The organism is Streptomyces sp. NPDC086147, from assembly GCF_040702165.1.
Taxonomy (GTDB): Bacteria; Actinomycetota; Actinomycetes; order Streptomycetales; family Streptomycetaceae; genus Streptomyces.
Window position 1 is genome coordinate 75828 of the sequence record NZ_JBFBJO010000004.1, and the last position, 24961, is coordinate 100788.

The 24961-nt window shown below is 72.8% G+C and carries 25 protein-coding genes; 20 read left to right on the forward strand and 5 right to left on the reverse strand.

The window, feature by feature from the left end; genetic code table 11:
* Window positions 1–16 precede the first annotated feature (16 nt).
* The 11 genes from AB0398_RS11080 (at window position 17) to AB0398_RS11130 (ending at window position 8966) form a co-directional block, all read left to right on the forward strand.
* Window positions 17–547, forward strand: a complete 531-nt coding sequence (locus AB0398_RS11080) for a hypothetical protein (protein ID WP_366374504.1) — start codon at window positions 17–19, stop codon at window positions 545–547.
* A gap of 141 nt (window positions 548–688) precedes the next feature.
* Window positions 689–1270: a TIGR00730 family Rossman fold protein gene (locus AB0398_RS11085; RefSeq protein WP_366373837.1), complete on the forward strand. Its 582-nt coding sequence runs from the start codon at window positions 689–691 to the stop codon at window positions 1268–1270.
* 178 nt (window positions 1271–1448) lie between these two features.
* The gene (locus tag AB0398_RS11090; protein ID WP_366374506.1) at window positions 1449–2243 is read left to right on the forward strand and encodes an SDR family oxidoreductase; all 795 of its coding nucleotides are present in this window, start codon (window positions 1449–1451) and stop codon (window positions 2241–2243) included.
* 107 nt (window positions 2244–2350) lie between these two features.
* Window positions 2351–3610, forward strand: coding sequence for an alpha/beta fold hydrolase (locus AB0398_RS11095; RefSeq protein WP_366373839.1), 1260 nt, complete (start codon window positions 2351–2353; stop codon window positions 3608–3610).
* Between the two features lie 9 nt (window positions 3611–3619).
* Window positions 3620–4252, forward strand: a complete 633-nt coding sequence (locus tag AB0398_RS11100; protein WP_366373841.1) for an MBL fold metallo-hydrolase — start codon at window positions 3620–3622, stop codon at window positions 4250–4252.
* Window positions 4253–4304: 52 nt separating this feature from the next.
* Window positions 4305–5084 (forward strand): exodeoxyribonuclease III, encoded by a 780-nt coding sequence (locus AB0398_RS11105; RefSeq protein WP_366373843.1) that lies wholly within the window; start codon window positions 4305–4307, stop codon window positions 5082–5084.
* Between the two features lie 101 nt (window positions 5085–5185).
* Complete coding sequence (locus AB0398_RS11110) at window positions 5186–5629, forward strand: DUF6278 family protein (protein ID WP_366373845.1); 444 nt, start codon at window positions 5186–5188, stop codon at window positions 5627–5629.
* A gap of 139 nt (window positions 5630–5768) precedes the next feature.
* Window positions 5769–6515: an amino acid ABC transporter ATP-binding protein gene (locus AB0398_RS11115; RefSeq protein ID WP_366373847.1), complete on the forward strand. Its 747-nt coding sequence runs from the start codon at window positions 5769–5771 to the stop codon at window positions 6513–6515.
* Between the two features lie 13 nt (window positions 6516–6528).
* A complete protein-coding gene (locus tag AB0398_RS11120) occupies window positions 6529–7446 on the forward strand; it encodes a glutamate ABC transporter substrate-binding protein (RefSeq protein WP_366373849.1) in 918 nt (305 codons plus the stop codon).
* A gap of 18 nt (window positions 7447–7464) precedes the next feature.
* Window positions 7465–8109 carry an amino acid ABC transporter permease gene (locus tag AB0398_RS11125; protein ID WP_366373851.1) on the forward strand — a complete coding sequence of 215 codons (645 nt, stop codon included), beginning with the start codon at window positions 7465–7467 and terminating at the stop codon, window positions 8107–8109.
* Window positions 8106–8966, forward strand: coding sequence for an amino acid ABC transporter permease (locus AB0398_RS11130; RefSeq protein WP_366373853.1), 861 nt, complete (start codon window positions 8106–8108; stop codon window positions 8964–8966). Before AB0398_RS11125 ends, AB0398_RS11130 begins: the two co-directional genes overlap by 4 nt.
* Before the next feature lie 37 nt (window positions 8967–9003).
* On the opposite strand, the gene AB0398_RS11135 is transcribed toward AB0398_RS11130, so the two are convergent.
* From AB0398_RS11135 to AB0398_RS11145, 3 genes are all read right to left on the reverse strand, one after another.
* Entirely contained in the window at window positions 9004–10560 is a 1557-nt protein-coding gene (locus AB0398_RS11135; RefSeq protein ID WP_366373855.1) for an alpha/beta fold hydrolase, read from the reverse strand.
* Window positions 10561–10665: 105 nt separating this feature from the next.
* Window positions 10666–11928, reverse strand: coding sequence for a hypothetical protein (locus AB0398_RS11140; protein WP_366373857.1), 1263 nt, complete (start codon window positions 11926–11928; stop codon window positions 10666–10668).
* 123 nt (window positions 11929–12051) lie between these two features.
* Window positions 12052–12804 carry a hypothetical protein gene (locus tag AB0398_RS11145; protein WP_366373859.1) on the reverse strand — a complete coding sequence of 251 codons (753 nt, stop codon included), beginning with the start codon at window positions 12802–12804 and terminating at the stop codon, window positions 12052–12054.
* Window positions 12805–12932: 128 nt separating this feature from the next.
* On the opposite strand from AB0398_RS11145, the gene ggt reads away from it, so the two are divergent.
* A complete protein-coding gene (ggt, locus tag AB0398_RS11150; protein WP_366373861.1) occupies window positions 12933–14735 on the forward strand; it encodes a gamma-glutamyltransferase in 1803 nt (600 codons plus the stop codon).
* A 10-nt stretch (window positions 14736–14745) separates the two neighbouring features.
* On the opposite strand, the gene map is transcribed toward ggt, so the two are convergent.
* Window positions 14746–15513 carry a type I methionyl aminopeptidase gene (map, locus tag AB0398_RS11155; protein WP_366373863.1) on the reverse strand — a complete coding sequence of 256 codons (768 nt, stop codon included), beginning with the start codon at window positions 15511–15513 and terminating at the stop codon, window positions 14746–14748.
* Window positions 15514–15546: 33 nt separating this feature from the next.
* On the opposite strand from map, the gene AB0398_RS11160 reads away from it, so the two are divergent.
* From AB0398_RS11160 to AB0398_RS11195, 8 genes are all read left to right on the forward strand, one after another.
* Window positions 15547–15798, forward strand: a complete 252-nt coding sequence (locus AB0398_RS11160; RefSeq protein WP_121833151.1) for a helix-turn-helix transcriptional regulator — start codon at window positions 15547–15549, stop codon at window positions 15796–15798.
* Window positions 15799–15831: 33 nt separating this feature from the next.
* A complete protein-coding gene (locus AB0398_RS11165) occupies window positions 15832–16215 on the forward strand; it encodes a PPOX class F420-dependent oxidoreductase (RefSeq protein ID WP_351969263.1) in 384 nt (127 codons plus the stop codon).
* Between the two features lie 110 nt (window positions 16216–16325).
* Complete coding sequence (locus AB0398_RS11170; protein ID WP_366373866.1) at window positions 16326–17687, forward strand: UL36 very large tegument protein; 1362 nt, start codon at window positions 16326–16328, stop codon at window positions 17685–17687.
* A 230-nt stretch (window positions 17688–17917) separates the two neighbouring features.
* Window positions 17918–18760, forward strand: coding sequence for a nitrilase-related carbon-nitrogen hydrolase (locus tag AB0398_RS11175; protein WP_366373868.1), 843 nt, complete (start codon window positions 17918–17920; stop codon window positions 18758–18760).
* On the forward strand, window positions 18757–20037 hold the full coding sequence (locus tag AB0398_RS11180; RefSeq protein ID WP_366373869.1) for an aspartate aminotransferase family protein: 1281 nt from the start codon (window positions 18757–18759) through the stop codon (window positions 20035–20037). The genes AB0398_RS11175 and AB0398_RS11180 overlap by 4 nt, the downstream gene beginning before the upstream one ends.
* A 48-nt stretch (window positions 20038–20085) precedes the next feature.
* Window positions 20086–21489, forward strand: a complete 1404-nt coding sequence (gene hydA / locus AB0398_RS11185) for a dihydropyrimidinase (protein ID WP_366373871.1) — start codon at window positions 20086–20088, stop codon at window positions 21487–21489.
* An 11-nt stretch (window positions 21490–21500) separates the two neighbouring features.
* The gene (locus AB0398_RS11190) at window positions 21501–22502 is read left to right on the forward strand and encodes a TIGR03842 family LLM class F420-dependent oxidoreductase (protein WP_366373872.1); all 1002 of its coding nucleotides are present in this window, start codon (window positions 21501–21503) and stop codon (window positions 22500–22502) included.
* 73 nt (window positions 22503–22575) lie between these two features.
* Entirely contained in the window at window positions 22576–24105 is a 1530-nt protein-coding gene (locus AB0398_RS11195; protein ID WP_366373873.1) for an NCS1 family nucleobase:cation symporter-1, read from the forward strand.
* On the opposite strand, the gene AB0398_RS11200 is transcribed toward AB0398_RS11195, so the two are convergent.
* On the reverse strand, window positions 24059–24868 hold the full coding sequence (locus AB0398_RS11200) for a serine protease (protein WP_366373875.1): 810 nt from the start codon (window positions 24866–24868) through the stop codon (window positions 24059–24061). The two genes, AB0398_RS11195 and AB0398_RS11200, sit on opposite strands and share 47 nt — an antisense overlap.
* Between the last annotated feature and the right edge of the window lie 93 nt (window positions 24869–24961).

A 24961-nucleotide genomic window follows, 5' to 3' on the forward strand; every position in this document is an offset into this window, starting at 1 on the left:
CCCGCCGCTGGACCGGATGCCCGAGGACCGCCGGCACATGATCCGCCGCCGCTGGCTGACGGCCGTCATCATCGTGCTCCTCGTCGGCATCCCCGCCGGCTACCTCGTCATCTCCGCGGGCCAGAGCCGCGACAGCGGCCTCGACAAGGAGCGCGAGTCCTCGGTGGCCGGCTTCCAGGACAACTGGCCCTCCCTGATGAAGCGCCGGGTCTTCGAGGTCCCGATCCCCGCCGGGTCCTGGGAGGTCGCCTACTACGAGACCAGCAACTGGAAGACCAGCAGGCTGTACGTCCGGTTCTCGACGACCGCCGCCGGACTCGACGCCTTCCTCGCCGAGTCCGGCGCCGCCCGCTCCCAGCTCACCCCGGGCCGGATCACCATCGGCGACCGCGACCGCTCCATCGCCGCCTGGACCTTCCCCGACACCCCGACCTGGTCGGGCACCACCGTCACCCGCGAGGAGCCCCGCCCGACCACGGACATCACGGTCGACCTCACGGAACCGGCGTTCCCCCGGGTGTACGCGGTCTCCACGACGAGCCCCTGAACCGCCGGAGCGCGCGCTCCACGCCCCGAAAGCCCCCTGCCCGAAACCCCTGACCGAAGCCCCTGGTCATAGCCCTCTGGCCGGAGCGGAAGCGCCCGTGGTAGACCGGACCGTCCGCCGCAGCCGCCCCGGGAGGTCCCCATGCGCCGCCTCGCCGTCTTCCTCGCCTCCTCCGACGGGCACGACCCGGCGTACGCCGCACTGGCCGCCGCGGTTGGCACCGACCTGGCCCGGCGCGGGATCGGCCTCGTCTACGGCGGCGGCCGTACGGGGCTGATGGGCGTCCTGGCGGACGCGGCCCTGAAGGCGGGCGGCGAGGTCGTCGGCGTCATCCCGCGCAGCATGATCGAGCGGGAGTGGGCGCACGAAGGGGTGACGGAGCTGGTCGTCTGCGACACGATGCACGAGCGCAAGGCGATCATGGCCGACCGCGCGGACGCCTTCGCCGCGCTGCCCGGCGGGCTCGGGACCCTGGAGGAGATCTTCGAGGTGTGGTCGTGGCGCCAGCTCGGCTTCCACGCCAAGCCCGTCGGCCTCCTCGACGCCGGGGGCTTCTGGACACCACTGCTCGGCGCCCTGCGCGGGATCTCCGGCACGGGGTTCCTCGCCGCCTCCACCCTGGACGACCTCGCCGTCGCCCCCGACCTGCCCGGCCTCCTGGAGGCCCTGGAGGAGCGGCTGCGCGGCGCCCACCGGCCGGCGCACGGTGGCCGGGACGCGTAGGGCGTGCCCGGACCCGGCTGAGGGACCGGACCGGATCCGGCCCGGTCCGGTCGGCGCCCTCGACGCGGGCTGACCGCCGGGCCTTGGGCGAGACGGGCGTCTCCTGGTGCGGCCGGGCGCGGACCGGGTACAGGGGAGGGGACAGCCACCCGTGATCCGCAAGAAGGGCGCTCTCCCCATGCTCGTCGACCTGACAGGACGGACCGCTCTGGTCACCGGATCCACCCAGGGGATCGGTGCCGCGATCGCCGAGGGCCTGGCCCGCGCGGGGGCCCGCGTGGGCGTCAACGGACGCACCGAGCAGCGGGTGGAACAGGCCATCGCCGACCTGCGCGCCCAGGTCGCCGACGCGGACCTGGTCCCCGTGGTCGCCGACGTCACGACCGAGGAGGGGGCGCGCCGCGCCGCGGAGGCGCTGCCCCGGGTGGACGTCCTGGTGAACAACCTCGGCATCTTCGGGGAGGCCGATCCGCTGGAGATCAGCGACGACGAGTGGCGGCGCTACTTCGAGGTGAACGTCCTCGCGGCGGTCCGGCTGATCCGCCAGTACCTCCCCGGCATGAGCGAGCGCGGCTGGGGACGGGTGCAGAACATCGCGAGCGACTCGGCCGTGGTGATCCCCGCCGAGATGATCCACTACGGCATGTCCAAGACCGCCCTCCTGGCGGTCACGCGCGGCTTCGCCAAGCAGGCGGCGGGCAGCGGCGTCACCGTCAACTCGGTCGTCGCGGGCCCCACCCACACGGGCGGGGTCGAGGACTTCGTGTACGAGCTGGTGGACCGCTCCCTGCCCTGGGACGAGGCCCAGCGCGTGTTCATGCGCGAGCACCGGCCGCAGTCGCTGCTGCAGCGGCTCATCGAGCCGGAGGAGATCGCCGCCATGGTGGTCTACCTCGCCTCCGACCACGCCTCCGCCACCACCGGGGGCGCGTTGAGGGTCGACGGCGGGTACGTCGACTCCATCCTGCCGTAGCGGATTCCGCCGCGGCGGGCCCGGCGGAGGAGAGCACGAAGGGGACAGAACCGCACAGTTGTGCCCTCCGCCGGAGGGAAGGCGCGGGATATGAGAGGGTCTTGCGGGTGAGCGAGACACCACCGAACACCCTGCAGTACCGCGTCGACGGGCGAGAGGACGCTCCGGTCCTGGTCCTGGGGCCCTCCCTGGGCACTACATTCCACATGTGGGACCGGCAGATCCCCGAGCTCACGCGGGACTGGCGGATCGTGCGCTTCGACCTGCCCGGGCACGGCGGCGCGCCCGCGCAGCCCTTCGGTTCCGTGGCCGAGCTGGGCGACCGGCTGCTCGCCACCCTCGACGGGCTCGGGATCCAGCGCTTCGGCTACGCGGGCTGCTCCTTCGGCGGGGCCGTCGGGCTCGACCTCGCGCTGCGGGCGCCCCACCGGGTCGCCTCGCTCGTCCTGATCGCCACCTCGCCCCGGTTCGGCACCGCCGACGAGTTCCGGCAGCGGGGCGTCATCGTGCGGGCCAACGGTCTGGAGCCGATGGCCCGCACCGCCCCCGAGCAGTGGTTCACCCCGCTCTTCGCCGGCGCGCAGCCCGCCATCGTCGACTGGGCCGTGCAGATGGTCCGTACGACCGACCCCGCCTGCTACATCGCCGCCTGCGAGGCCCTCGCCGTCTTCGACGTCCGCGAGGCCCTCGGCCGCGTCGGCGTCCCCGCGCTCGTGCTCGTCGGCTCCGAGGACCAGGTCACCGGGCCCGCCGAGGCCCGCACCCTGGTCGCCGGCATCGCCGACGCCCGGCTCGCCGTCGTCCCCGGCGCCTCCCACCTCGCCCCCGTCGAGCAGCCCGCCGCCGTCACCGACCTGCTCCTCGACCACTTCGCCGGGACGGTCCAGGAGACCGCCGGCGTCCCGGCCGTGCCGCCGCCGTCCGCCGGGCCGGCGCCCGCCGCCGAGCCCGCGGCCCCCGCCCCGGCCGCCGAGCCCGCCGTGGACGGGCGCCCCGACCCGTACGAGAAGGGGCTCGGGCTGCGCCGCGAGGTGCTCGGCGACGCGCATGTGGACCGGGCCCTCGCCGAGGACCCCGACGGGGCCCTCCAGGGGCTCGTCAACCGGTACGAGTGGGGCGAGGTCTGGGGCCGTGAGGGCCTCGACCGGCGGGTCCGCAGCGTGGTCACCCTCACGGCCCTCCTCGCCGGGGGCCACCGGGAGGCCCTCGCGGACCACACCCGGGCCGCCCTCCGCAACGGCCTCTCACCCGACGAGATCCGCGAGATCGTGCTCCACGCGGGCGTGTACTGCGGCCTCCCGGCCGCCGAGACCGCCCTGCGCGTCGTCACCCGCGTCATCACGGAGGAGACCACGCCCCCGGCGTAGCCTGGTTCCGTGAAGCTGACGAAGAAGTCCCACGCCTGCGTCCGGCTGGAGAAGGACGGGCGGACGCTCGTCCTCGACCCCGGCGGGTTCACCGAGGAGGACGCCGCTCTCGGGGCCGACGCGCTGCTCGTCACCCACGAGCACCCCGACCACTTCGACGAGGGCCGGCTGCGGGCCGCCCTGGAGGCGAACCCGGCCGCCGAGGTGTGGACGCTGCGCAGCGTCGCCGAGCGGATCGCGGCGGCCTTCCCCGGCCGGGTGCACACCGTCGGCCACGGCGACGCCTTCACGGCCGCCGGGTTCGACGTCCAGGTGCACGGCGAGCTGCACGCGGTGATCCACCCCGACATCCCGCGCATCACCAACGTGGGCTACCTCGTCGACGGCTCCGTGTTCCACCCCGGCGACGCGCTCACCGTGCCCGACCACCCGGTCGACACCCTGCTGCTGCCCGTCATGGCCCCCTGGAACAAGATCTCCGAGGTCATCGACTACGTGCGCGAGCTGAAGCCGCGCCGGGCGTACGACATCCACGACGCCCTGCTCACCGACCTCGCCCGGCCGATCTACGACCGCCAGATCGGGGAGCTCGGCGGCACCGACCACTCCCGGCTCGCCCCCGGGAGCTCCGCCGACGTCTGAGACGGCCCCGGAGGACCGGCCGTTGTCGGTGCCCGCCAGTAGGCTTGCGCCCATGCGCATCGCGACCTGGAACGTCAACTCGATCACCGCCCGGCTGCCCCGTCTCCTGGCCTGGCTGGAGAGCAGCGGCACCGACGTGCTGTGCATCCAGGAGACCAAGTGCACCGCCGAGCAGTTCCCCGCCGAGGAACTGCGCGAACTGGGCTACGAGTCGGCGGTCAACGCCACCGGACGGTGGAACGGCGTCGCGCTGCTCTCCCGGGTCGGCCTCGACGACGTGGTCACGGGCCTGCCCGGCGGCCCGGAGTACGACGGGGCGCAGGAGCCCCGGGCGGTCTCCGCGACCTGCGGCCCGGTCCGCGTCTGGTCGGTGTACGTGCCGAACGGCCGCGAGGTCGCCCACGAGCACTACGCCTACAAGCTGCGCTGGCTGGAGGCGCTCAGGGCGGCCGTCGCGGAGGACGCGGCGGGGGACCGCCCCTTCGCGGTCCTCGGCGACTACAACATCGCGCCGGCCGACGAGGACGTCTGGGACATCACCGTCTTCGAGGGCGCCACGCACGTGACGGAGCCGGAGCGGGCCGCGCTCGCGGGCCTGCGCGAGGCCGGTCTGCGCGACGTGGTCCCGCGCCCCCTCAAGTACGACCACCCCTTCACGTACTGGGACTACCGCCAGCTCGGCTTCCCGAAGAACAAGGGCATGCGCATCGACCTGGTCTACGGCAACAAGCCCTTCGCCGACGTGGTCACGGACAGCTACGTGGACCGCGAGGAGCGCAAGGGCAAGGGCGCCTCGGACCACGCGCCCGTCGTCGTCGACCTGGACGTCTAGGAGTGCCGGACACCCCCGGCGACTGTCCGGCGGACCGGGGCCGGTAACGATCTCCGCGCGCCGAGTGGTGGACCGGGAGGTGTCGGTGCGAGGCTGTTCGGATGAACATCCCGTTTCTGGACAGCTGGCGCAAGCGGCACCATCCCGACCCTCCGGACTCCCCGCCGGCCGCCGCCTTCGACCGCGCCCCGGACGGGATGGCCGAGCTGTTCGCCGAGTGCGAGCTGCTGCGCGACCGGGTCGAGGAGGCCGGGGTGGTGCTCGACGACAGCCCCCGCTCGCTCCAGGAGCTCGACCAGCTGCCGCCCCGCTGGCGGGACGACCCGGAGGAGCTGCCCTGGTTCGGGAACGACGCCGGGCTTTACCTCGGCACGGTGATCGTCCGCAACGTCCCGGCGGCCCGCTGGCAGATGCGCCCCGGTGGTGGCCCGGTGGTGCAGCTCGCCTCCGGCCGGGAGATCCAGGTCGTCGAGGCCGGTCTCGACTGGGCGATGACGGGCGCTCCGCAGCTCTCCCAGGTGTACGCGGAGGCCGCCGAGTACTGACGCGTACGCCTGTCGGCCGCCCCTCTTCCGCAGTAAATACGGCTAATACCTGTTTCGTGCGTGTCGTCCCTGAAGTCCTTTTTTCGGTGGATATTTTGCGGGGACCGCGACACCGCTGAGAAATGGGGCAGGGCAGCGTATGGCCGTCGTCGATCCGCTGATCGAACTGCGTGGCGTCAACAAGCACTTCGGCGCCCTGCACGTCCTCCAGTCCATCGACCTCACCGTCGGCCGCGGCGAGGTGGTCGTCGTCATCGGCCCCTCCGGCTCCGGCAAGTCCACCCTCTGCCGGGCGATCAACCGGCTGGAGAGCGTCGAGTCGGGCGAGATCCTCGTCGACGGACAGCCGCTCCCCGAGGAGGGCAGGGCGCTCGCCCGGCTCCGGGCCGAGGTCGGCATGGTCTTCCAGTCCTTCAACCTCTTCGGGCACAAGACCGTCCTCGCCAACGTCTCCCTCGCGCAGACCAAGGTCCGCGGGCGCAAGAAGGAGGAGGCCGACCGGCGTTCGCGCGAACTCCTCGCCCGGGTCGGACTCGCCGGGCACGCCGACAAGTACCCGGCGCAGCTCTCCGGGGGCCAGCAGCAGCGCGTGGCCATCGCCCGCGCCCTCGCCATGGATCCGAAGGTGATGCTCTTCGACGAGCCGACCTCGGCCCTCGACCCCGAGATGATCAACGAGGTCCTGGAGGTCATGCGGCAACTGGCCCGGGACGGCATGACGATGGTGGTCGTCACCCACGAGATGGGCTTCGCGCGCTCCGCCGCCCACCGGGTCGTCTTCATGGCCGACGGCCGGATCGTCGAGGACCGCGCGCCGGAGGAGTTCTTCACCGCCCCGCGCAGCGAACGCGCCAAGGACTTCCTCTCCAAGATCCTCACGCACTGACCGGACGGGAACCATGCAGCGTACGCACCGGACCCTGGCCGCGCTCGCCCTGCTGCTCGCCCTCGCGGCGGCGCTCGGCGGCTGCGGCCGGGAGGGCAGCCCGCCCGTCAAGGGCCCGAAGCCCGGCCAACTCCCCGTCTACCAGGTGCGGTCGGACTTCACCCTGCCCGACTCGCCCACCTGGGAGCGGGCGAAGAAGCGCGGCCGGCTCGTCGTCGGCGTCAAGGAGGACCAGCCCTACATGGGCGAGAAGGACCCCGCCACCGGCCGCTACTCCGGCTTCGACATCGAGATCGCCAAGATGATGGCCGCCTCCCTCGGCTTCGACCCGGCCCGCGTCGAGTTCCGCACGATCGCCTCCGCCAACCGCGAGACCGCCCTGCAGAACGGCCAGATCGACTACTACGTCGGCACGTACACCATCAACGACAACCGCAAGAAGCTCGTCGGCTTCGCCGGGCCCTACTACCTGGCCGGCCAGTCCCTCCTGGTCCGCGCCGACGAGAAGGACATCCGGGGCCCCCAGGACCTGGCCGGCAAGCGGGTCTGCTCGGCCGCGGGCTCCACCCCGTACCAGCGCATCGAGAAGGACCACCCGGAGGCCGAACTCGTTGCCTACGACACGTACTCCGTCTGTGTGGACAACCTGCTGACCTACCAGGTCGACGCGGTCACCACCGACGACACGATCCTGCTCGGCTACGCCGCCAAGGTCCCCGACGAGCTCAAGGTGGTCGGGAAGCCGTTCTCGGAGGAGCCCTACGGCATCGGCGTCCCGCGCGGCGACAACGCCCTGCGGTTCGCCCTGGACGACGCCCTCGCCGCCCACGAGAAGAACGGCGACTGGAAGAAGGCGTACGACGCCACCCTCGGCCTCTCCGGAGTCCCCGCCCCGCCGCCGCCCGCCATCGACCGCTACCCCGCGGGCTGATCCGCAGGAGCCTCCGACATGGACGTCCTGACCGACAACTTCTCGCTCTACGGAAAGGGGTTCCTCGGCACCGTCGAACTCACCGTCTACGCCTCGGCGCTCGCCCTCGTCCTGGGCTTCGTCATGGCCTCCTTCCGGGTCGCGCCCGTCGGCTCCCTCCGGGTCTTCGGCACGGTCTGGGTGACCGTGCTGCGCAACACCCCGCTGACCCTGCTCTTCTTCGCGGTCATGCTGGGACTGCCCCGCTTCGGAATCGTCCTGCCCTTCGAGCTGTTCGCGGTCCTCGCCCTCGGCTGCTACACCTCGGCCTTCGTCTGCGAGGTGCTGCGCTCCGGCATCAACACCGTGCCGCGCGGCCAGGGCGAGGCGGCCCGCAGCCTGGGCATGACCTTCGCCCAGACCCTCGGCGCCGTCGTCCTGCCGCAGGCCTTCCGCACCGTCATCCCGCCCATCGGCTCGACCCTGATCGCCCTCGCCAAGAACTCGGCGATCGCGGGGGCGTTCAGCGTCACCGAACTCCTCGGCACCTACAAGACCCTGAGCGAGCTCGGCTACAACATCGTCTGGACCTTCGTCTGGATCGCCGTCGGATACCTGATCATCACCCTCACCATCAGCGCCCTCTTCCACGTCATGGAGAAGCGCTGGGGAGTCGCCCGATGACCACCGAGTCCACCGCCCTCTACGACGTCCCCGGGCCGGGTGCCCGGCGGCGCCACCTCCTCTACGGCCTCGTCTCCACCGCCGTGCTCCTCGCCCTGGCCGGCTGGATCCTCTACCTCCTCTTCGACACCGAGCAGTTCACCTCCGCCAAGTGGTCGCCCTTCCTCTACGAGGGCATCCAGGAACTGCTGCTCAGGGGCCTCGGCAACACCCTGAAGGCCTTCGCCTGCGCGTCGGTCCTCTCGCTCGCCCTCGGCGCCGTCCTGGCCTGCGGCCGCCTCTCCGAACACCGCGTCCTGCGCTGGGTCTCCACCCTCTTCGTGGAGTTCTTCCGCGCGATGCCCGTCCTCGTGATGATCTTCTTCGTCTTCGTGGCGCTGAAGGTGCAGCCGCTGCCCGCCCTGGTCACCGGACTGACCCTCTACAACGGCTCCGTGCTCGCCGAGGTCTTCCGCACCGGCGTCCACTCCGTGGCGCGCGGCCAGGGCGAGGCGGCGTACGCGCTCGGCATGCGCAAGACGCAGGTGATGACGTACGTCCTGGTGCCCCAGGCCGTCCGCGCGATGCTGCCCGCCATCATCAGCCAGCTCGTGGTGGCCCTGAAGGACACCTCGCTCGGGTTCCTCATCACCTACGAGGAGTTCCTGCACGCGGGCAAGCTGATCGCGTCCAACCTCGACTACGACCTGCCGTTCATCCCCGTCGTGCTCGTCATCTCGCCGATCTACATCGGGATGTGCATGCTGCTCTCCTGGTTCGCCACCTGGGTGGCCCGCAGGGAGCGCCGCGACCCGAGGACGAAGGCCGCGGACGTCGCTCCGGCCGGACCGGGAGGGCCGCCGCCGGGAGGGCGGTAGCGGGCACGGGCCGCACCCGCCCGGCGGCAGCCGGAGATCACTCCTTCCGCAGCGGCACCGACACGTACGACGGGTCGGCGGCCGGGGAGGAGAAGGTCAGCTGCGCGCCGGCCGGGTTGTGCTCGATGTAGAGCGGGTCGACGGTGTCGACGACCAGCGCCAGCCGGTGCCCGGCGGGCACGTCGTACGCCGTGGAGAACAGCTCCAGGTCGACGGCGAACGGCTGCCCGGGGGCCTTGCCGTGGAAGGTGTACGGGGCGTTGGTCACCAGCTTGCCGACGCCGAGCGGGCCGACGTCGTAGAGGTACGCGACGAGGGTGCCGCTCTCCTTCGTGGAGGCGACCGTGGTGTGCACCCTCACCGTGCCGCGCACCCGCTGCGGGGCGTCGTACCGCTCGGACTGCCAGACGCCGGCGAAGGCGCGGGGGAGGAGAGGGACGGAGACGACGGGCGGGATGCGGAGGAACTGGTCCAGGGCGTTGGTGAGCAGGGTGACCCCGCCGTTCGCGCCCGAGTCGACGTTCGCCCACAGCCGCTGGGTGCCGCCGAGGTCGAACCTGCGCTGGTTCGCGTGCACGGACTTCCAGTCCGGATAGCCCTCGTAGCCGCCGGTCGACCGGGACTTGAGCTGGACGGGCTGCTCGCGGTCGATGCCGTTGTCGGCGCCCTTGAGGTAACGGTCGAACCAGCGCCGGGCGTTGGTCCAGGTGTCGTTGGGCAGACCGAAGAGGCCGGTGAGCTCGGCGGTGGCGTGGTCGCCGGGGCGGAACTCCAGGCGCTTGGGGCCGGTGAGCTTCTCGTAGAAGCTCGCGTACTGGTTGGGCGGGAAGATGGTGTCGCCCCAGGCGTTGCCGAGCATGATCGCGGTGCCGTTGGCGTTGACGCGGTCCAGGTAGGTCACCGGGGAGCGCGTGCGGCCCCAGGCGATCATGTCCTCCTCCTTGGCCAGGTTCGAGGAGAGGAAGTCGCCCAGGATCTGCTTCAGTTCGGGGCCCGGGCGGCCGGTGAGGGCCCCGGCGCCGCCGAGCAGGGCGGCGGCCTGGAGGTGCTGGGTCCGGCCGCTGTAGATGGACTCGATGAGGTCGGCCCAGCCGCTGAGCGCGGCGACGGCCTTGACCCTCGGGTCGTGCGCGGCGGCGAGCAGGCTGATCCCGGCGCCGTACGAGACGCCTCCCATGCCCACCCGGTCGGGGTCGGCGGCGGTGTTGGCCAGGGCCCAGTCGATCACCTTGGAGGCGTCGGCGACGTCCTTGGGGCCCGCGGTCTCGATCTCCCCGCCGGACTGCCAGAAGCCGCGCGAGTTGTAACTCACCACGACGTAGCCGGAGTCGGCGAGCTTCCGCGCCTGGGCGAGGTACTCGATCTGGGGCATGGCCCAGCTGGTGGGCAGCACGATCAGGGGGTGGCGGGCGCCGGCGGTCCCGGCGGGGGCGATGACGTTCGCCTTGAGGACGGTGCCGCCCTCTCCCGCGATGTCGACGAAGCGGATGCCGGCCGGGTCGGCGGTCTCCACGGCCTGGGCGGCGGGGGCGAGCCCGAGGGCCGTCCCGGCCACGAGTGCGGCCGAGACGGCGAGGACCAGGGATGTGCGCACGGGGCACTCCTCACTGGGGGCGCCGATGGGTGGTCGGCGATGGGGGGCAGTGAAAGTGACCCGACGGTAACCGCAGGTTCTTACCCGAGGTAACTCCCCGGTAAGTTACGTGGGGGTAACGATTGGCGTCCAGTCGGCGCCGTCGAGCGGGTCCACGGCCTCCGCGAAGTCCGCACGGGCCTGTCCGTACCGCTTGGCCGCGACGAGGAACATCGCCCGGTCGGTCAGGGCCCGGGGGAGTCCTTCCGCCGCACGCCGGGCGAGCGCCACCTCCTCGTCGAAGAGCGGCCGGAGCGGCTCCTCGATCCGATGGGTGCGGTTCTCGTGGAAGAGGGCGGACCGCACGGTCAGCCGGTGGTGCACGGCCGTGAGTTCGGCGGGGTGCCCCGCCGCCGACAGGCGCGCGGCCTCGGCCTCCAGGGCGGCGATGCCGTCGAAGTAGGCCTTCCGCGTGTCCCGCGACCAGTGGTGGAGATGGGCGCCGAACGCCGGTGCCGGGGCCTCCGGCGACGCGGGCGGCTCCACCGCCCGGGCCGACAGGGCGTACAGGGTCGTCCACCAGGAGAGGATGTTGCTCCAGCTCCTGGGCTCGCCGGACTCCGCGAGCCGGTCGAGGACCGCCAGGGCCTCCCGCCGGTCCGCACCGGCCTCCCCGTGCCGTCCGGCGGCGTCCAGCATCCGGGAGCGGTGGACGAGTTCCCACACCAGGTTGGCCAACGCGGCGGAGTCGGTCTCCGTCTTCCACCGCGTGTCGTCCAGGAGTTCCGTGAAGACCGCCACCGCCTCCTCGTGCCGGCCGGCCGCCTCCAGTTCCGCCGTCCGCTCGACCGCCGACCAGAAGGAGACCTCCGGCTCCGCGCCGGCGTCCCGCGCCAGGAGGTCCGCCGCCTCCCCGTGGCGCCCCTCCTCGGCCAGCACGACCACCAGCCGGTCGCCTCCGTACGCCGGGTACGCCACCTGCCCGCGTTCGAAGGCGATCCGCCCGGCCTCGGCCACCTCCTCGCACACCGCGCGCCCCTCGGCCCGCCGCCCCAGCTCGAAGAGCGTGCGTTCGTAGTCCCTCAGGGCGCCGATGAGCAGGACCGCCCTCCTCGGGTGGTCGGCGCCGATGCGGCGGGCCGCGTCCACGGCCTCCGCGTACAGCACCAGTTCCCGCTCCGGACCGCGCCTGCGTCCCACCTCGTACCCGTACGAGGCCAGCGCTCGGACGAGCTTCGGCAGATACGCCGCCGGGCTCACCTTCGCGAGGACCCGGTACGCCTCGACCTCCTGGGGCAGGCCGAGCCGCCCCGATCCGAGCAGCATCGTCCTCGCCCGCAGGACCGTGTCCTGATCGATGTTCTGACTGATGTTCCCGGAGTGATTCATGACGGCGATTCTGGGATCCGGGGGAGGGGCCGGACAAGGCTCGCGAACTGTGCGTTCGGTCCTACGAAAAACGCCTCTGAGCTGTCATGATGGTGACGTCTTCACCTCCTCGGACCCCTCCGGTCAGGCCGTCGCCGCCGGTTCGGCGGCGGAGGGCTCGGGCGCCGGGGGAGCCGTACGGGCCGCACGCGTCACGTCGGCCACCAGCTCCACCACGTCGGGGCCGTACGCCTCCGAGTTGACCACTTTCAGGAGCAGCACGAACGAGCCGTCGCGGTGACGGCGGGCCAGGTCCTCGTGGTGGCGGGCCAGATAGCGGGTCGCCGCCTGGTTGGTGATCGCCCGCTGGCCGCAGAAGAGGAAGACCGGACGGTGACCCTCCCCGGCCGTGAGCCGGGCCAGGATCACGTACTCCGACAGCCCCTTCTCCATGAGGTGCCGCTCGCCGCCGATCGTGACCGAGCCCCGCAGTTCGGGCGGCTCGACGTCCACGTTCATCTTCACGCCCGGCAGCAGGGTGGCCAGGTGCGCGGCCATGCGCCTGTTCGAGTACGGCCCGCCGACGCAGAACTCGGTGCGGTCGCCGAAGCCCTGGTGGGCCCGGTCGTGCGGCAGGATGCGGGCCCGCGCGCCGCAGTCCTTGACGAGCGCGGAGAGTTCGAGCAGCGCGAAGACGTCGTAGCGGTGCACCACGTTGTCCCCGCCGGACTCCCTGTTCACCACGAGCAGGCACTCCGAGCCGCTGGGGAGGCCGAAGAACGCCTGCTTGCGACGGAGCCTGCGCCGCCACCCGTACGTACGGCCGATCCATCCGAGGGAGGCACTGACACCGGTGGCGAGCACCCCGAGCACGATGTTGCGCACGTCTTCGTTCATGGGCGCGCATGCTAGCGGCCGTTCGGCCCACTGTTCGAGGTCCCGTTCGAGGTCCCGTTCGAGGCGTTCCTGACGGAAGGGGACGGAGGAAGTTACGCTGCGCGGACGGTTGTTGACTGGAGGTACGAATGCGTCGCTCCGCCGCTGGCAAGGTCTCCGTTCTCGCCGTCACGGCGACGGTGTTCTCGATGGGAGCCGCCGCGCCGCCGACGGCGCCGCTGGAACCACCCGTCAAGGAGCCCGTCGCGACCGGATACGGCGGCGCCGTCGCCAGCGTCGACGCCGACGCCTCGGCCGCCGGGATCGAGATCCTCCGCGAGGGCGGCAACGCGGTCGACGCCGCCGTCGCCGTCGCCGCCGCGCTCGGCGTCACCGAGCCCTACTCGGCCGGCATCGGGGGCGGCGGCTACTTCGTGTACTACGACGCGAAGAGCCGCTCCGTGCACACCGTCGACGGACGCGAGACCGCGCCCCGCTCCGCCGGCCCGGACCTCTTCACGGAGAACGGCGTCCCCATCCCCTTCGAGGAGGGCATGACCAGCGGGCGCGGCGTCGGCACCCCCGGCACCCCGGCGACCTGGCGGTCCGCCCTCGACGCCTGGGGCAGCAAACGGCTCTCCACCCTCCTCGAACCCGCCGAGCGGCTCGCCCGCGAGGGCTTCACCGTCGACGGGACCTTCCGCTCCCAGACGGCCGCCAACGAGGCCCGCTTCCGCGACTTCCCGGCCAGCGCCGACCTCTTCCTGCCCGACGGGCAGCTGCCCGTGGTCGGCTCCCGCTTCAAGAACCCCGACCTGGCCCGTACGTACGAGAAGCTGGGCCGCGAGGGCGTCGGCGCGCTCTACAAGGGGCCGCTCGCCCGGGACATCGTCAACACCGTCCGCACGCCCCCCGTCCGCCCCGGCGCCACCCGGAACGTCCGCCCCGGCGATCTGACGGAGCGCGACCTCGCCGCGTACCGGACCGTGTTCCGCGCGCCGACGAAGGTCGCGTACCGGGGGCTCGACGTCTACGGCATGGCGCCCTCCTCCTCCGGCGGCACCAGTGTCGGCGAGGCGCTCAACATCCTGGAGGGCACCGACCTCTCCCGCGCCCCGCAGGCCCGCTATCTGCACCGGTTCATCGAGGCGAGCCGCATCGCCTTCGCCGACCGGGGCCGCTGGGTCGGCGACCCGGCCTTCGAGTCCGTGCCGACGCGCGGCCTGCTCTCGCAGCGGTTCGCGGACTCCCGGGCCTGCCTGATCCGCGACGACGCCGTCCTGACCAGCCCGCTCGCGCCCGGCGACCCGCGCGACCCGGCGCCGTGCGCTCCCGGCGGGACCGCCGCCCCGACGCCGTACGAGGGCGAGAACACCACCCACCTGACCGTGGCCGACAGGTGGGGCAACGTCGTCGCGTACACCCTCACCATCGAGTCCACCGGCGGCAGCGGGATCACCGTGCCCGGCCGGGGTTTCCTGCTCAACAACGAGCTGACCGACTTCTCCTTCGCCCCGGCGAACCCGGCCGTGCACGACCCGAACCTGCCCGGCCCCGGCAAGCGGCCGCGCTCCTCGATCTCCCCGACGATCGTCCTCGACCGGCACGACCGGCCCGTCCTCGCGCTGGGCTCGCCGGGCGGCGCGACCATCATCACCACCGTCCTCCAGACCCTCACCGGGGTCGTGGACCGGGGCCTGCCGCTGGTCGAGGCGATCGCCGCGCCGCGCGCCAGCCAGCGCAACCAGGCCACCACCGAACTCGAACCCGGCCTGTGGAACAGCCCCGTCCGGGCCGACCTTGAGGCGATCGGGCACGGCTTCCGGCAGAACCCGGAGATCGGCGCGGCCACCGGCGTCCAGCGCCTGCCGGACGGCCGCTGGGTGGCCGCCGCGGAGAAGGCCCGCCGGGGCGGCGGCTCCGCGATGGTGGTCCGGCCGGCGGGACGGTGACCGGCGGCGGCTACAGCGCCGTCAGGACGCGCGGGCCGCCGTCCGTGATCGCCACCGTGTGCTCGGCGTGGGCGGCGCGCGAGCCGTCGAGCGTGCGCATCGTCCAGCCGTCCCGCGCCGTGTAGTAGTCGTCCGTGCCGCCGCCGACGAGCATCGGCTCGATCGCGAGCGTCATCCCGTGGCGCAGCTTCATGCCCCGGCCCGGGCGTCCCTCGTTGGGGACGCCCGGGTCCTCGTGCATGGTGCGGCCGATGCCGTGCCCGCCGAAGCCGTCCGGGATGCCGTACCCGGCGGCCCGGCAGACCCGGCCGATCGCGTGCGCGACGTCCCCGATCCTGTTGCCGACGACGGCCGCCGCGATGCCGGCCTCCAGGGCCTCCTCCGCCGTGGCGATCAGCCGCGCGTCCTCCGGCCGGGCCCGGCCGACCGTGAAGCTGACGGCCGCGTCGCCCGCCCAGCCGCCGAGCAGCGCCCCGCAGTCCGCCGACACCAGGTCGCCCGGCGCGAGCGGGGTGTCGTCCGGGATGCCGTGCACGATCGCGTCGTTCACCGAGACGCACACCACCGCCGGGAACGGCACCGGCGCCCACTCCGGGCGGTAGCCGAGGAAGGGCGAGGCGGCGCCCGCCGCGTCCAGCACCTCGCGCGCGACCCGGTCGAGCTCCGTCGGCCGGACCCCGGGCGCCGCCTTCTCCCGCACGGCCGCCAGGGCACGGGCCACCACCCGGCCGGCCTCGCGCATGGCCGCCAGGGACTCGTTCGTCTTGATCTCCACCATGCCAATTACTATACCGGTATTAGAATGGTCCCCATGGTGCGCACACCCCTGACCCCCGAAGAGCGCGAGCGCGGCGAGCGGCTCGGCCTGCTGCTGCGCGCGGCGCGCGGCGAGCGGTCCATGGCCGAGATCGCCGCGGCCGCCGGCCTCTCCGCCGAGACCCTCCGCAAGATCGAGACCGGCCGGGCCCCGACCCCGGCCTTCTTCACCGTCGCGGCCCTCGCCGGAGTCCTCGACCTCTCCATGGACGAGCTGGTGGCGCACTGCGTCCCGGTCCCCGTCTGAGCGGCCGGATGCCCCCGGGCTTAGGCTCCGGGCATGATTCCCGAGGAACTGCGGCGCGGCCGCTACGTCAGCCTGACCACCTTCCGGAAGAACGGCACGGGGGTCGCGACGCCCGTCTGGTACGCGGTGGAGGGGTCCGAGCTGTACGCCTGGACCCGCACCGACTCCTGGAAGGTCAAGCGGCTGCGGAACGACCCGCGGGTCGAGGCCGCCGTCTGCGACGTGCGCGGCAACGTCCCCGAGGGTGCCGCGCGCGTGACCGGCGAGGCCCGCCTCGTGACGGGGGAGGAGCTGCGCCGCGTCCGGAAGCTGCTCCTGCGCAAGTACACCTGGCAGTTCTGGTTCATCGACGTGCCGGCCACGGTCTTCCGGCTCGGCAAGCGCCCGCACACCGGGATCGTCGTGCGCTTCCCCTGAGGGGGCGGCCACCCGCACGAAAACGGTCCGTAGTCGTCCCGTAACACGACTGCGGTCCAATACCCGCGGACCGTACGGTTCCAGTCGACTGCGGGGCAGGTGCGTAACGCATGACGGTGACTCAACAACCGGCGGAAGTCGCCGAGTTCACCCACTGGCTGGCGGGTCTCAAGGCCCGCCTCCGGCCGGACGCCGGCTGGTACGGGGTCTTCGCCGCACGCGACCCGGAGGGCCTGCGCGCCTGTCTCGACGGTACGGAACTCCTGCCCTGGGACGTCGTCTCGTCCCTGCTCCAGGACGCCGGGGAGGCCGTCGGCGGACCCTTCGCGCTCCGGGGCAGCGCGCTGTACGCGGCGGCCGCGGGCGCCCACGACCGCCGGCCCGGCGCGGCGGCGGCGCTCGCCGAACGCCGGGAGCTCATGGAGCGCGAACGCCGGTACGCCGAGTCCCGCGCCCGCGCGCTCGACGAACGGCTCCGCGCGGTCCCGGGGCCCGACCCCGAGGAGGCCGCCCGCCTGGAGCGCGACCTCGCCTGGACCCGCGACGACCACGCCCGCGCCGCCGCCCGGGTCGCGGAACTGACGGCACGGCTGGCGGGGGCGGGGGAGCGGGGGCGGGGGCCGGTGCCGGACGGCCGGGCCCCGACGGGCCTCGCTCCGGCAGGTCGTGCTCCGGCGGACCTTGCTCCGGTGGGCCATGCTCCGGCGGACCCCGCTCCGGCCCCGCCCGCGAAGCCGGGCCGGGCCGTGAAGGCCGGGCGTCGTCCCCGGGGCGCCCGGTACGCCTGGCTGGAGGAGGGCGACGAGGCGGGAGAGGCGGTGGCCGTGCCCGTACCCGTGCTCCCGGAGACGGGCGCGGCGCCCCGGGGCGCCCGCTTCGGCGGCGCCGGGCCCGAGGGGCCGGCCGGGCGGCCCGCCGGGGGCCCGTGGGAGGACCCCGTCGAGGCCGCCCGTGCCGCCGCGAACGCCGTCTACGCCCTGCGGAGGCTCCGCGCCCGGGGCCGCAGCGGCGAGGCCCACGCCCTGCTCTGCGAGGCGCTCGGCGGCCCGCCCGCCCGGCTGCCCGCGCTCGCCGACGAACTGCACCGGGCCGGACTCGGCGCCGACTGGTCCACCCTGCTCTGGGAGGCGGCCTCGCTGCCGCCCGACCGGCTCGCCGCCGTCGCCGGCGTCCTCGCGGACGCGGGCCGGACGGCCGACTGCGAGCAGCTCCTGCGCCAGGGCGTGGCCCGCCCGGTCGAGGAGCTGGCCGGGGCCTGCGCCGCCCTGCGCGCCGAGGAGCACCACCGCGAGGCCCACGCCCTCCTGACCGCCTTCGTCCGGGTCCGCGCCCCCGAGGACGCGGCCCGCCTCGCGGGCGCCGACCCGCGCGGACTCGTCCCCCAACTCCTCGACGCGGCCCGCGCGGTGTCCGCCTCCCGCGAGCGCGACCTCCTCCACGCCCTCCGCGTGGCGGGCCTGGCGGGCGTCTGAGGCGTCACGGGCGCCGGAGCCGGGCACGGAGTGGACCGATGGGCGTACCCGTACGCCTCCGCACGTGTCGGTACGTGTCCGATGTGGACCACTCGGGTATGAAACATGATCGACCCGGTCGGTTCACTGCGGCGGTCTTGCTCCGGGGTGTGACGGGGCTTACGTTCTCCTCCTACGCACCGCGTCTACGTGCGTAGAGGCTCTCTGACGCCGTGCCGAAGGAGCAGCTCATGACCGACGTCGTACGCGCCGCGCTCGTCCAGGCATCCTGGACCGGCGACACCGAATCCATGATCGCCAAACACGAGGAACACGCCCGGGAGGCCGCCCGGCAGGGCGCGAAGGTGATCGGCTTCCAGGAGGTGTTCAACGCCCCCTACTTCTGCCAGGTGCAGGAGGCCGAGCACTACCGCTGGGCCGAGCCCGTGCCCGACGGGCCGACCGTCAGCCGGATGCGGGACCTCGCCCGCGAGACCGGGATGGTGATCGTGGTCCCCGTCTTCGAGGTCGAGGGCGAGGGCTTCTACTACAACACCGCCGCCGTGATCGACGCCGACGGCAGCTACCTCGGCAAGTACCGCAAGCACCACATCCCCCAGGTCAAGGGCTTCTGGGAGAAGTACTACTTCCGCCCGGGCAACGTCGGCTGGCCGGTCTTCGACACCGCCGTCGGCAAGGTCGGCGTCTACATCTGCTACGACCGCCACTTCCCGGAGGGCTGGCGCGAACTGGGTCTCAACGGAGCCCAGTTGGTCTACAACCCGTCCGCCACCCACCGGGGCCTCTCCGCCCACCTCTGGCAGCTGGAGCAGCCGGCCGCCGCCGTCGCCAACGAGTACTTCGTCGCCGCGATCAACCGCGTCGGCGTCGAGGAGTACGGCGACAACGACTTCTACGGCACCAGCTACTTCGTCGACCCGCGCGGCCGCTTCGTCGGCGACGTCGCCTCCGACAAGGCCGAGGAACTGGTCGTCCGCGACCTCGACTTCGGCCTCATCGAGCAGGTCCGGCAGCAGTGGGCCTTCTACCGGGACCGCCGCCCCGACGCGTACGACGGGCTGGTGAAGCCGTGAACGACCTCTACGACCGGCACCGGGCCGTCATCCCCGACTGGGTCGCCCTCTACTACCGCGACCCCCTGGAGATCACCCACGGCGAGGGCCGCCACGTCTGGGACGCCGAGGGGCGCAGGTACCTCGACTTCTTCGGCGGCATCCTCACCACCATGACCGCCCACGCCCTGCCCGAGGTCACCAAGGCCGTCGCGGAGCAGGCCGGGCGGATCATCCACTCCTCGACGCTCTACCTCAACCGGCCCATGGTGGAACTGGCCGAGCGGATCGCCGGGCTCTCCGGCATCCCCGACGCCCGCGTCTTCTTCACCACCTCCGGCACCGAGGCCAACGACACCGCCCTCCTCCTGGCCACCGCGTACCGCGGCTCGAACCAGATCCTGGCGATGCGCAACAGCTACCACGGGCGCTCCTTCTCCACCGTCGGCATCACCGGCAACCGCGCCTGGTCGCCCACCGGACTCTCCCCGCTCCAGACGCTCTACGTCCACGGCGGCGTCCGCACCCGCGGCCCCTACGCCGAGTACGACGACGAGCGGTTCACCGAGGCCTGCGTCGCCGACCTCGAAGACCTCCTCGGGCACACCCGGAACGTCGCCGCCCTCATCGCGGAGCCGATCCAGGGCGTCGGCGGCTTCACCTCCCCGCCCGACGGCCTGTACGCCGCCTTCCGCCGCGTCCTCGACCGGCACGGCATCCTGTGGATCGCGGACGAGGTGCAGACCGGCTGGGGCCGCACCGGCGAGCACTTCTGGGGCTGGCAGGCCCACGGCCAGGCCGGACCGCCCGACATCCTCACCTTCGCCAAGGGCATCGGCAACGGCATGTCGGTCGGCGGGGTCGTCGCCCGCGCCGAGGTCATGAACTGCCTCGACGCCAACTCCATCTCCACCTTCGGCGGTTCGCCCGTCACCATGGCCGCCGGGCTCGCCAACCTCTCGTACCTCCTGGAGCACGACCTCCAGGGCAACGCGCGCCGGGTCGGCGGACTCCTGATCGAGCGGATCAGGGCCGCCTGCGCCGGCGTCCCCGCCGTACGGGAGGTGCGCGGCCGGGGCCTCATGATCGGCATCGAGCTCACCGAACCCGGCACCGACCGCGCGAACCCCGAGGCGGCCGCCGCCGTCCTGGAGGCGGCCCGCGAGAACGGCCTGCTCATCGGCAAGGGCGGCGGGCACGACACCAGCACCCTGCGCATCGCCCCGCCGCTCTCCCTCACGGTCGCCGAGGCCGAGGAAGGCGCCGCCCTGCTGGAAGCGGCCCTCAGGACCCTGTAGCCCCCGCCGGCCGCCCCGTAGTTCCGACCCAGCGACAGGGAGAGTCCCGTGAGCACCCGTACCCTCATCCGGGGCGGCCTGGTCGTCACCGCCGCCGACGAGGTCCACGCCGACGTGCTGATCGAGGACGGCCGCGTGGCCGCCCTCGCGGCCCACGGCTCGGACGCGGCGGCGGGCTGGACCGCCGACCGGACCGTCGACGCCACCGACCGCTACGTCATCCCGGGCGGCGTCGACGCCCACACCCACATGGAGCTGCCCTTCGGCGGCACCTTCGCCTCCGACACCTTCGAGACCGGCACCCGCGCCGCCGCCTGGGGCGGCACCACCACCATCGTCGACTTCGCCGTCCAGACCGTGGGCCACGGCCTGCGCGAGGGGCTCGACGCCTGGTACGCCAAGGCCGACGGCGTCTGCGCGATCGACTACGGCTTCCACATGATCCTCTCCGACGTCAACGAGCACACGCTCAAGGAGATGGACAAGCTGGTCCAGGAGGGGATCTCCTCCTTCAAGCTCTTCATGGCCTACCCCGGCGTCTTCTACAGCGACGACGGCCAGATCCTGCGCGCCATGCAGCGCTCCGCCGAGAACGGCGGGCTGATCATGATGCACGCCGAGAACGGCATCGCCATCGACGTCCTCGTCGAACAGGCCCTCGCCCGCGGCGAGACCGACCCCCGGTACCACGGCGAGGTCCGCAAGGCCCTCCTGGAGGCGGAGGCCACCCACCGCGCGATCCAGCTCGCCCGGGTGGCCGGCGCCCCGCTCTACGTCGTGCACGTGTCGGCCGAGGAGGCGGTGGCCGAGCTGGCCGCCGCCCGGGACAAGGGCCTCCCCGTCTTCGGCGAGACCTGCCCCCAGTACCTCTTCCTCTCCACCGACAACCTCGCGGAGCCGGACTTCGAGGGCGCCAAGTACGTGTGCAGCACGCCCCTGCGGCCCAAGGAGCACCAGGCGGCGCTGTGGCGGGGCCTGCGGACGAACGACCTCCAGGTGGTCTCCACCGACCACTGCCCCTTCTGCTTCACCGGGCAGAAGGAGCTCGGCCGCGGTGACTTCTCCAAGATCCCCAACGGCCTTCCCGGGGTGGAGAACCGCATGGACCTCCTCCACCAGGCCGTCGTCGACGGGCGCATCTCCCGGCGCCGCTGGATCGAGATCGCCTGCGCCGCCCCGGCCCGGATGTTCGGCCTCTACCCGAAGAAGGGCACGCTCGCGCCGGGCGCCGACGCCGACGTCGTCATCTACGACCCGCACGCCACGCAGGTGATTTCGGCCGAGACCCATCACATGAACGTCGACTACTCGGCGTACGAGGGGAGGACCGTCACCGGGCAGGTCGAGACGGTCCTCTCGCGCGGCGAGCCCGTCATCGACCGGCGCACGTACGTCGGCCGCGCCGGGCACGGGGTCTTCACCCCCCGCTCCACCTGTCAATACCTGAACTAGGAGACCGCGCCTTGGACTTCGGACTCGTCCTGCAGACCGACCCGCCCGCCTCGCAGGTCGTCGGGCTGATGCGCCGGGCGGAACGCAACGGCTTCCGCTACGGCTGGACCTTCGACTCCGCCGTGCTGTGGCAGGAACCCTTCGTCGTCTACAGCCGGATCCTGGAGCACACCACCAAGCTCCACGTCGGCCCCATGGTCACCAACCCGGGCACCCGCACCTGGGAGGTCACCGCCTCCACCTTCGCCACCCTCAACGACATGTACGGCAACCGGACGGTGTGCGGCATCGGCCGCGGCGACTCCGCCATGCGCGTCGCCGGCCGCAGGCCGAACACCCTGGCCCGCCTGGGCGAGGCCATCGACGTCATCCGCGACCTGGCGGAGGGCCGCGAGGCCGAGGTCGACGGCAGTCCGATCCGCATCCCCTGGATCAAGAACGGCAAGCTGCCGGTGTGGATGGCGGCCTACGGCCCCAAGGCCCTCGCCCTCGCCGGGCAGAAGGCCGACGGCTTCATCCTCCAGCTCGCCGACCCCTTCCTCACCGAGTGGATGGTCAAGGCCGTCCGGCAGGCCGCCACCGACGCGGGCCGCGACCCCGACGCCCTCACGATCTGCGTCGCCGCCCCCGCGTACGTCGGCGACGACCTCGCCCACGCCCGCGAGCAGTGCCGCTGGTTCGGCGGCATGGTCGGCAACCACGTCGCCGACCTGGTCGCCAAGTACGGCGAGCACTCGTCCATGGTCCCGGAGGAGCTGACCGCGTACATCAAGAACCGGCACGGCTACGACTACAGCCACCACGGGCGCGCCGGGAACCCCTCCACCGACTTCGTCCCCGACGAGATCGTCGACCGCTTCTGCCTCCTGGGCCCGGCCGAGGCCCACGTCGAGAAGCTGCGGCGGCTCCGGGACATGGGCGTGGACCAGTTCGCGGTGTACGCGATGCACGACGCCAAGGAGTCCACGATCGACGCGTACGGCTCCGAGGTCATCCCGGCGCTCGCTCCGTAACCCACGCCGGTCCCGAACCCCCACGCCCCGCACGGCTCGTTCCGTCCCCCGCCGAACGAAGGGTTCCGCCGCCATGACCGCCACCACCCCCGCGGGAAGACCCGCCATAGCCGACGACCGTGTCGAGCTCGCGCCCGGCACGGTCCCGGCCGACCCCCGCTTCGTCAACGACGACCTGCTCCCCGTCCCCGTCGAACGGCGCCGCTGGACCACGTACAACTTCACCGCCCTCTGGGTCGGCATGGCCCACAACATCCCCTCCTGGATGCTCGCCTCCGGTCTCGTCGCCCTCGGCATGGACTGGAAGCAGGCCGTCCTCACCATCGCCCTGGCCAACGTGATCGTCCTGCTGCCGATGCTCCTCACCGGGCACGCCGGGCCGAAGTACGGCATCCCCTTCCCCGTCCTCGCCCGCGCCTCCTTCGGGCTGCGCGGCGCCAACCTCCCCGCGCTGATCCGCGCCGGGGTCGCCTGCGCCTGGTTCGGCATCCAGACCTGGATCGGCGGCCAGGGCGTCTTCGTCCTGCTCGACAAGGTCTTCGGCGGCTGGTCGGAGGCGGCGCGCGTCGGCGGCCAGCCCTGGACCCTCTGGCTCTGCTTCGTCCTCTTCTGGGCCCTCGAACTCGCCATCATCTACCGCGGCATGGAAGCCCTGCGCCGCTTCGAGAACTGGGCCGCGCCCTTCGTCATCGTCGGCGCGCTCGTCCTCCTCGTCTGGGTCTCCGCCAAGGCCGGCGGCCTCGGGCCGCTCCTCGACCAGCCCTCGAAGCTCGGCTGGGGCGCCGACTTCTGGCCCGTCTTCTTCCCGTCCCTGATGGGCATGATCGCCTTCTGGGCCACCCTCAGCCTCAACATCCCCGACTTCACCCGCTTCGGCGCGGGCCAGCGCGCCCAGGTATGGGGCCAGACCCTCGGCCTGCCCACCACCATGACGCTCTTCGCGCTGCTCTCGGTGCTCGTCACCTCCGGCTCCCAGGCCGTGTACGGAGCGCCCGTCTGGGACCCGGTGGCGCTCGCGGCCAGGACCGACAACGTCTTCGGGCTGCTCTTCGCCCTGGTGACGGTCCTGGTCGCGACCTTGTCGGTGAACATCGCGGCGAACATCGTCTCCCCGGCGTACGACCTGGCCAACCTCGCCCCCAAGCTGATCGACTTCCGCACGGGCGCGCTGATCACCGGGGTCGTCGGCGTGGTCATCATGCCGTGGAAGCTCACCGCCACCCCCGAGCTCTACATCTTCACCTGGCTCGGTCTGGTCGGCGGGCTGCTCGGCACGGTCGCCGGGATCCTCATCGCCGACTACTGGCTCGTCCGCCGCACCGTCCTCGACCTCGAAGGGCTCTACCGGGCCGACGGCCCCTACTGGTACCGGGGCGGCTGGAACCCGGTCGCCGTCCTCGCCTTCGCGGTCGGCGGGATCCTCGCCGTCGGCGGCTCCCACTCGGCCCCGGGCACGGGCCCGTTCCCCGAGGACGGCCTGATCCCCCTCCTCAGGCCGCTGGCCGACTACGGCTGGGCGGTGGGCCTCGCCGCCTCCCTGCTCCTGTACACCGCCCTCATGAGGCGCGGGACGGCAGTCCGGTCACCTGTCCGATCCAGGTGAGGTACGACCAGACGCGGGTGTTGACGGCGGGGGTGTCGGTGGCGCACCCCCGCCCGTAGGAGACCAGGCCGACCAGGTAGGGCTTGCGGGCCGCCGTGTGGACGAGGGGGCCGCCGGAGTCGTACCGGCAGGTGTCCCGGCCGGGGGCGTACGTGCAGAGCTGGGCGGAGGTCACCCGGGACATGCCCCGGTCGACGCACGTCCGGTTGCTCATGGTGCCGAGGGTCACCGTCCGCAGGACGTCGGAGGCGGGCCCGCCGAACGAGGTGGCGCCCCAGCCGGGGGCCTCGACCTGCGTGTGGTCGAAGGTGCCGTGCGCGTACGCCGAGGGGAGGGCGACCGGGGCCACGTCCCGGCCGAACGCGACCGGTTCGGCCAGCCGGACGAGCGCGATGTCGTTCCGCTGGGTCTCCGGGTCGTACTCCGGGTGCGTCAGGAACCGGGCGGCGGAGGCGAGGAGCGCGTGCGGGCTGTCGGCCCCGGTCGTCAGGTCGTGGTCGCCGAGGAGCACGCCCACCCGCGCCGTGCTGCCGTACGAGCCCGTCAGGCAGTGCGCGGCGGTCAGCACGTACCGGTCGCCGATCAGCGCCCCGCCGCACATCACCCGCCGCTCCCTCAGGTCCACGAGCCCCGCCATGAAGGGGTACTGGTGCGGCCGGGCCTCCTGGCCGCCGACGACCGCGTACGCCGGCGCGATCCCGAGCGGGCTCACGCCCATCACCGCGCCCGCGACCGCGGCCACGACCTTCCGCGCCCATCCCATGGAGAACTCCGACCTGTCGGCACCGTCTCTTCCGCGCCGTCGGCGTGCAAAGACGTTTCCTCAGAGCGTCCTCCACGCGCGCTTCCGGCCCGC

What these genes read in the sequence shown, in the direction of transcription:
- AB0398_RS11080 (WP_366374504.1), top strand. Translation starts at nt 17, where the DNA reads ATGCCCGAGGACCGCCGGCACATGATCCGCCGCCGCTGGCTGACGGCC.
- AB0398_RS11140 (WP_366373857.1), bottom strand. Translation starts at nt 11,928, where the DNA reads ATGAATCACTCCGGGAACATCAGTCAGAACATCGATCAGGACACGGTC.
- AB0398_RS11170 (WP_366373866.1), top strand. Translation starts at nt 16,326, where the DNA reads ATGACGGTGACTCAACAACCGGCGGAAGTCGCCGAGTTCACCCACTGG.
- AB0398_RS11105 (WP_366373843.1), top strand. Translation starts at nt 4,305, where the DNA reads ATGCGCATCGCGACCTGGAACGTCAACTCGATCACCGCCCGGCTGCCC.
- AB0398_RS11130 (WP_366373853.1), top strand. Translation starts at nt 8,106, where the DNA reads ATGACCACCGAGTCCACCGCCCTCTACGACGTCCCCGGGCCGGGTGCC.
- map (WP_366373863.1), bottom strand. Translation starts at nt 15,513, where the DNA reads ATGGTGGAGATCAAGACGAACGAGTCCCTGGCGGCCATGCGCGAGGCC.
- AB0398_RS11160 (WP_121833151.1), top strand. Translation starts at nt 15,547, where the DNA reads ATGGTGCGCACACCCCTGACCCCCGAAGAGCGCGAGCGCGGCGAGCGG.
- AB0398_RS11175 (WP_366373868.1), top strand. Translation starts at nt 17,918, where the DNA reads ATGACCGACGTCGTACGCGCCGCGCTCGTCCAGGCATCCTGGACCGGC.
- AB0398_RS11125 (WP_366373851.1), top strand. Translation starts at nt 7,465, where the DNA reads ATGGACGTCCTGACCGACAACTTCTCGCTCTACGGAAAGGGGTTCCTC.
- AB0398_RS11110 (WP_366373845.1), top strand. Translation starts at nt 5,186, where the DNA reads ATGAACATCCCGTTTCTGGACAGCTGGCGCAAGCGGCACCATCCCGAC.
- AB0398_RS11145 (WP_366373859.1), bottom strand. Translation starts at nt 12,804, where the DNA reads ATGAACGAAGACGTGCGCAACATCGTGCTCGGGGTGCTCGCCACCGGT.
- AB0398_RS11120 (WP_366373849.1), top strand. Translation starts at nt 6,529, where the DNA reads ATGCAGCGTACGCACCGGACCCTGGCCGCGCTCGCCCTGCTGCTCGCC.
- AB0398_RS11115 (WP_366373847.1), top strand. Translation starts at nt 5,769, where the DNA reads ATGGCCGTCGTCGATCCGCTGATCGAACTGCGTGGCGTCAACAAGCAC.
- AB0398_RS11200 (WP_366373875.1), bottom strand. Translation starts at nt 24,868, where the DNA reads ATGGGATGGGCGCGGAAGGTCGTGGCCGCGGTCGCGGGCGCGGTGATG.
- ggt (WP_366373861.1), top strand. Translation starts at nt 12,933, where the DNA reads ATGCGTCGCTCCGCCGCTGGCAAGGTCTCCGTTCTCGCCGTCACGGCG.
- AB0398_RS11195 (WP_366373873.1), top strand. Translation starts at nt 22,576, where the DNA reads ATGACCGCCACCACCCCCGCGGGAAGACCCGCCATAGCCGACGACCGT.
- AB0398_RS11090 (WP_366374506.1), top strand. Translation starts at nt 1,449, where the DNA reads ATGCTCGTCGACCTGACAGGACGGACCGCTCTGGTCACCGGATCCACC.
- AB0398_RS11085 (WP_366373837.1), top strand. Translation starts at nt 689, where the DNA reads ATGCGCCGCCTCGCCGTCTTCCTCGCCTCCTCCGACGGGCACGACCCG.
- AB0398_RS11165 (WP_351969263.1), top strand. Translation starts at nt 15,832, where the DNA reads ATGATTCCCGAGGAACTGCGGCGCGGCCGCTACGTCAGCCTGACCACC.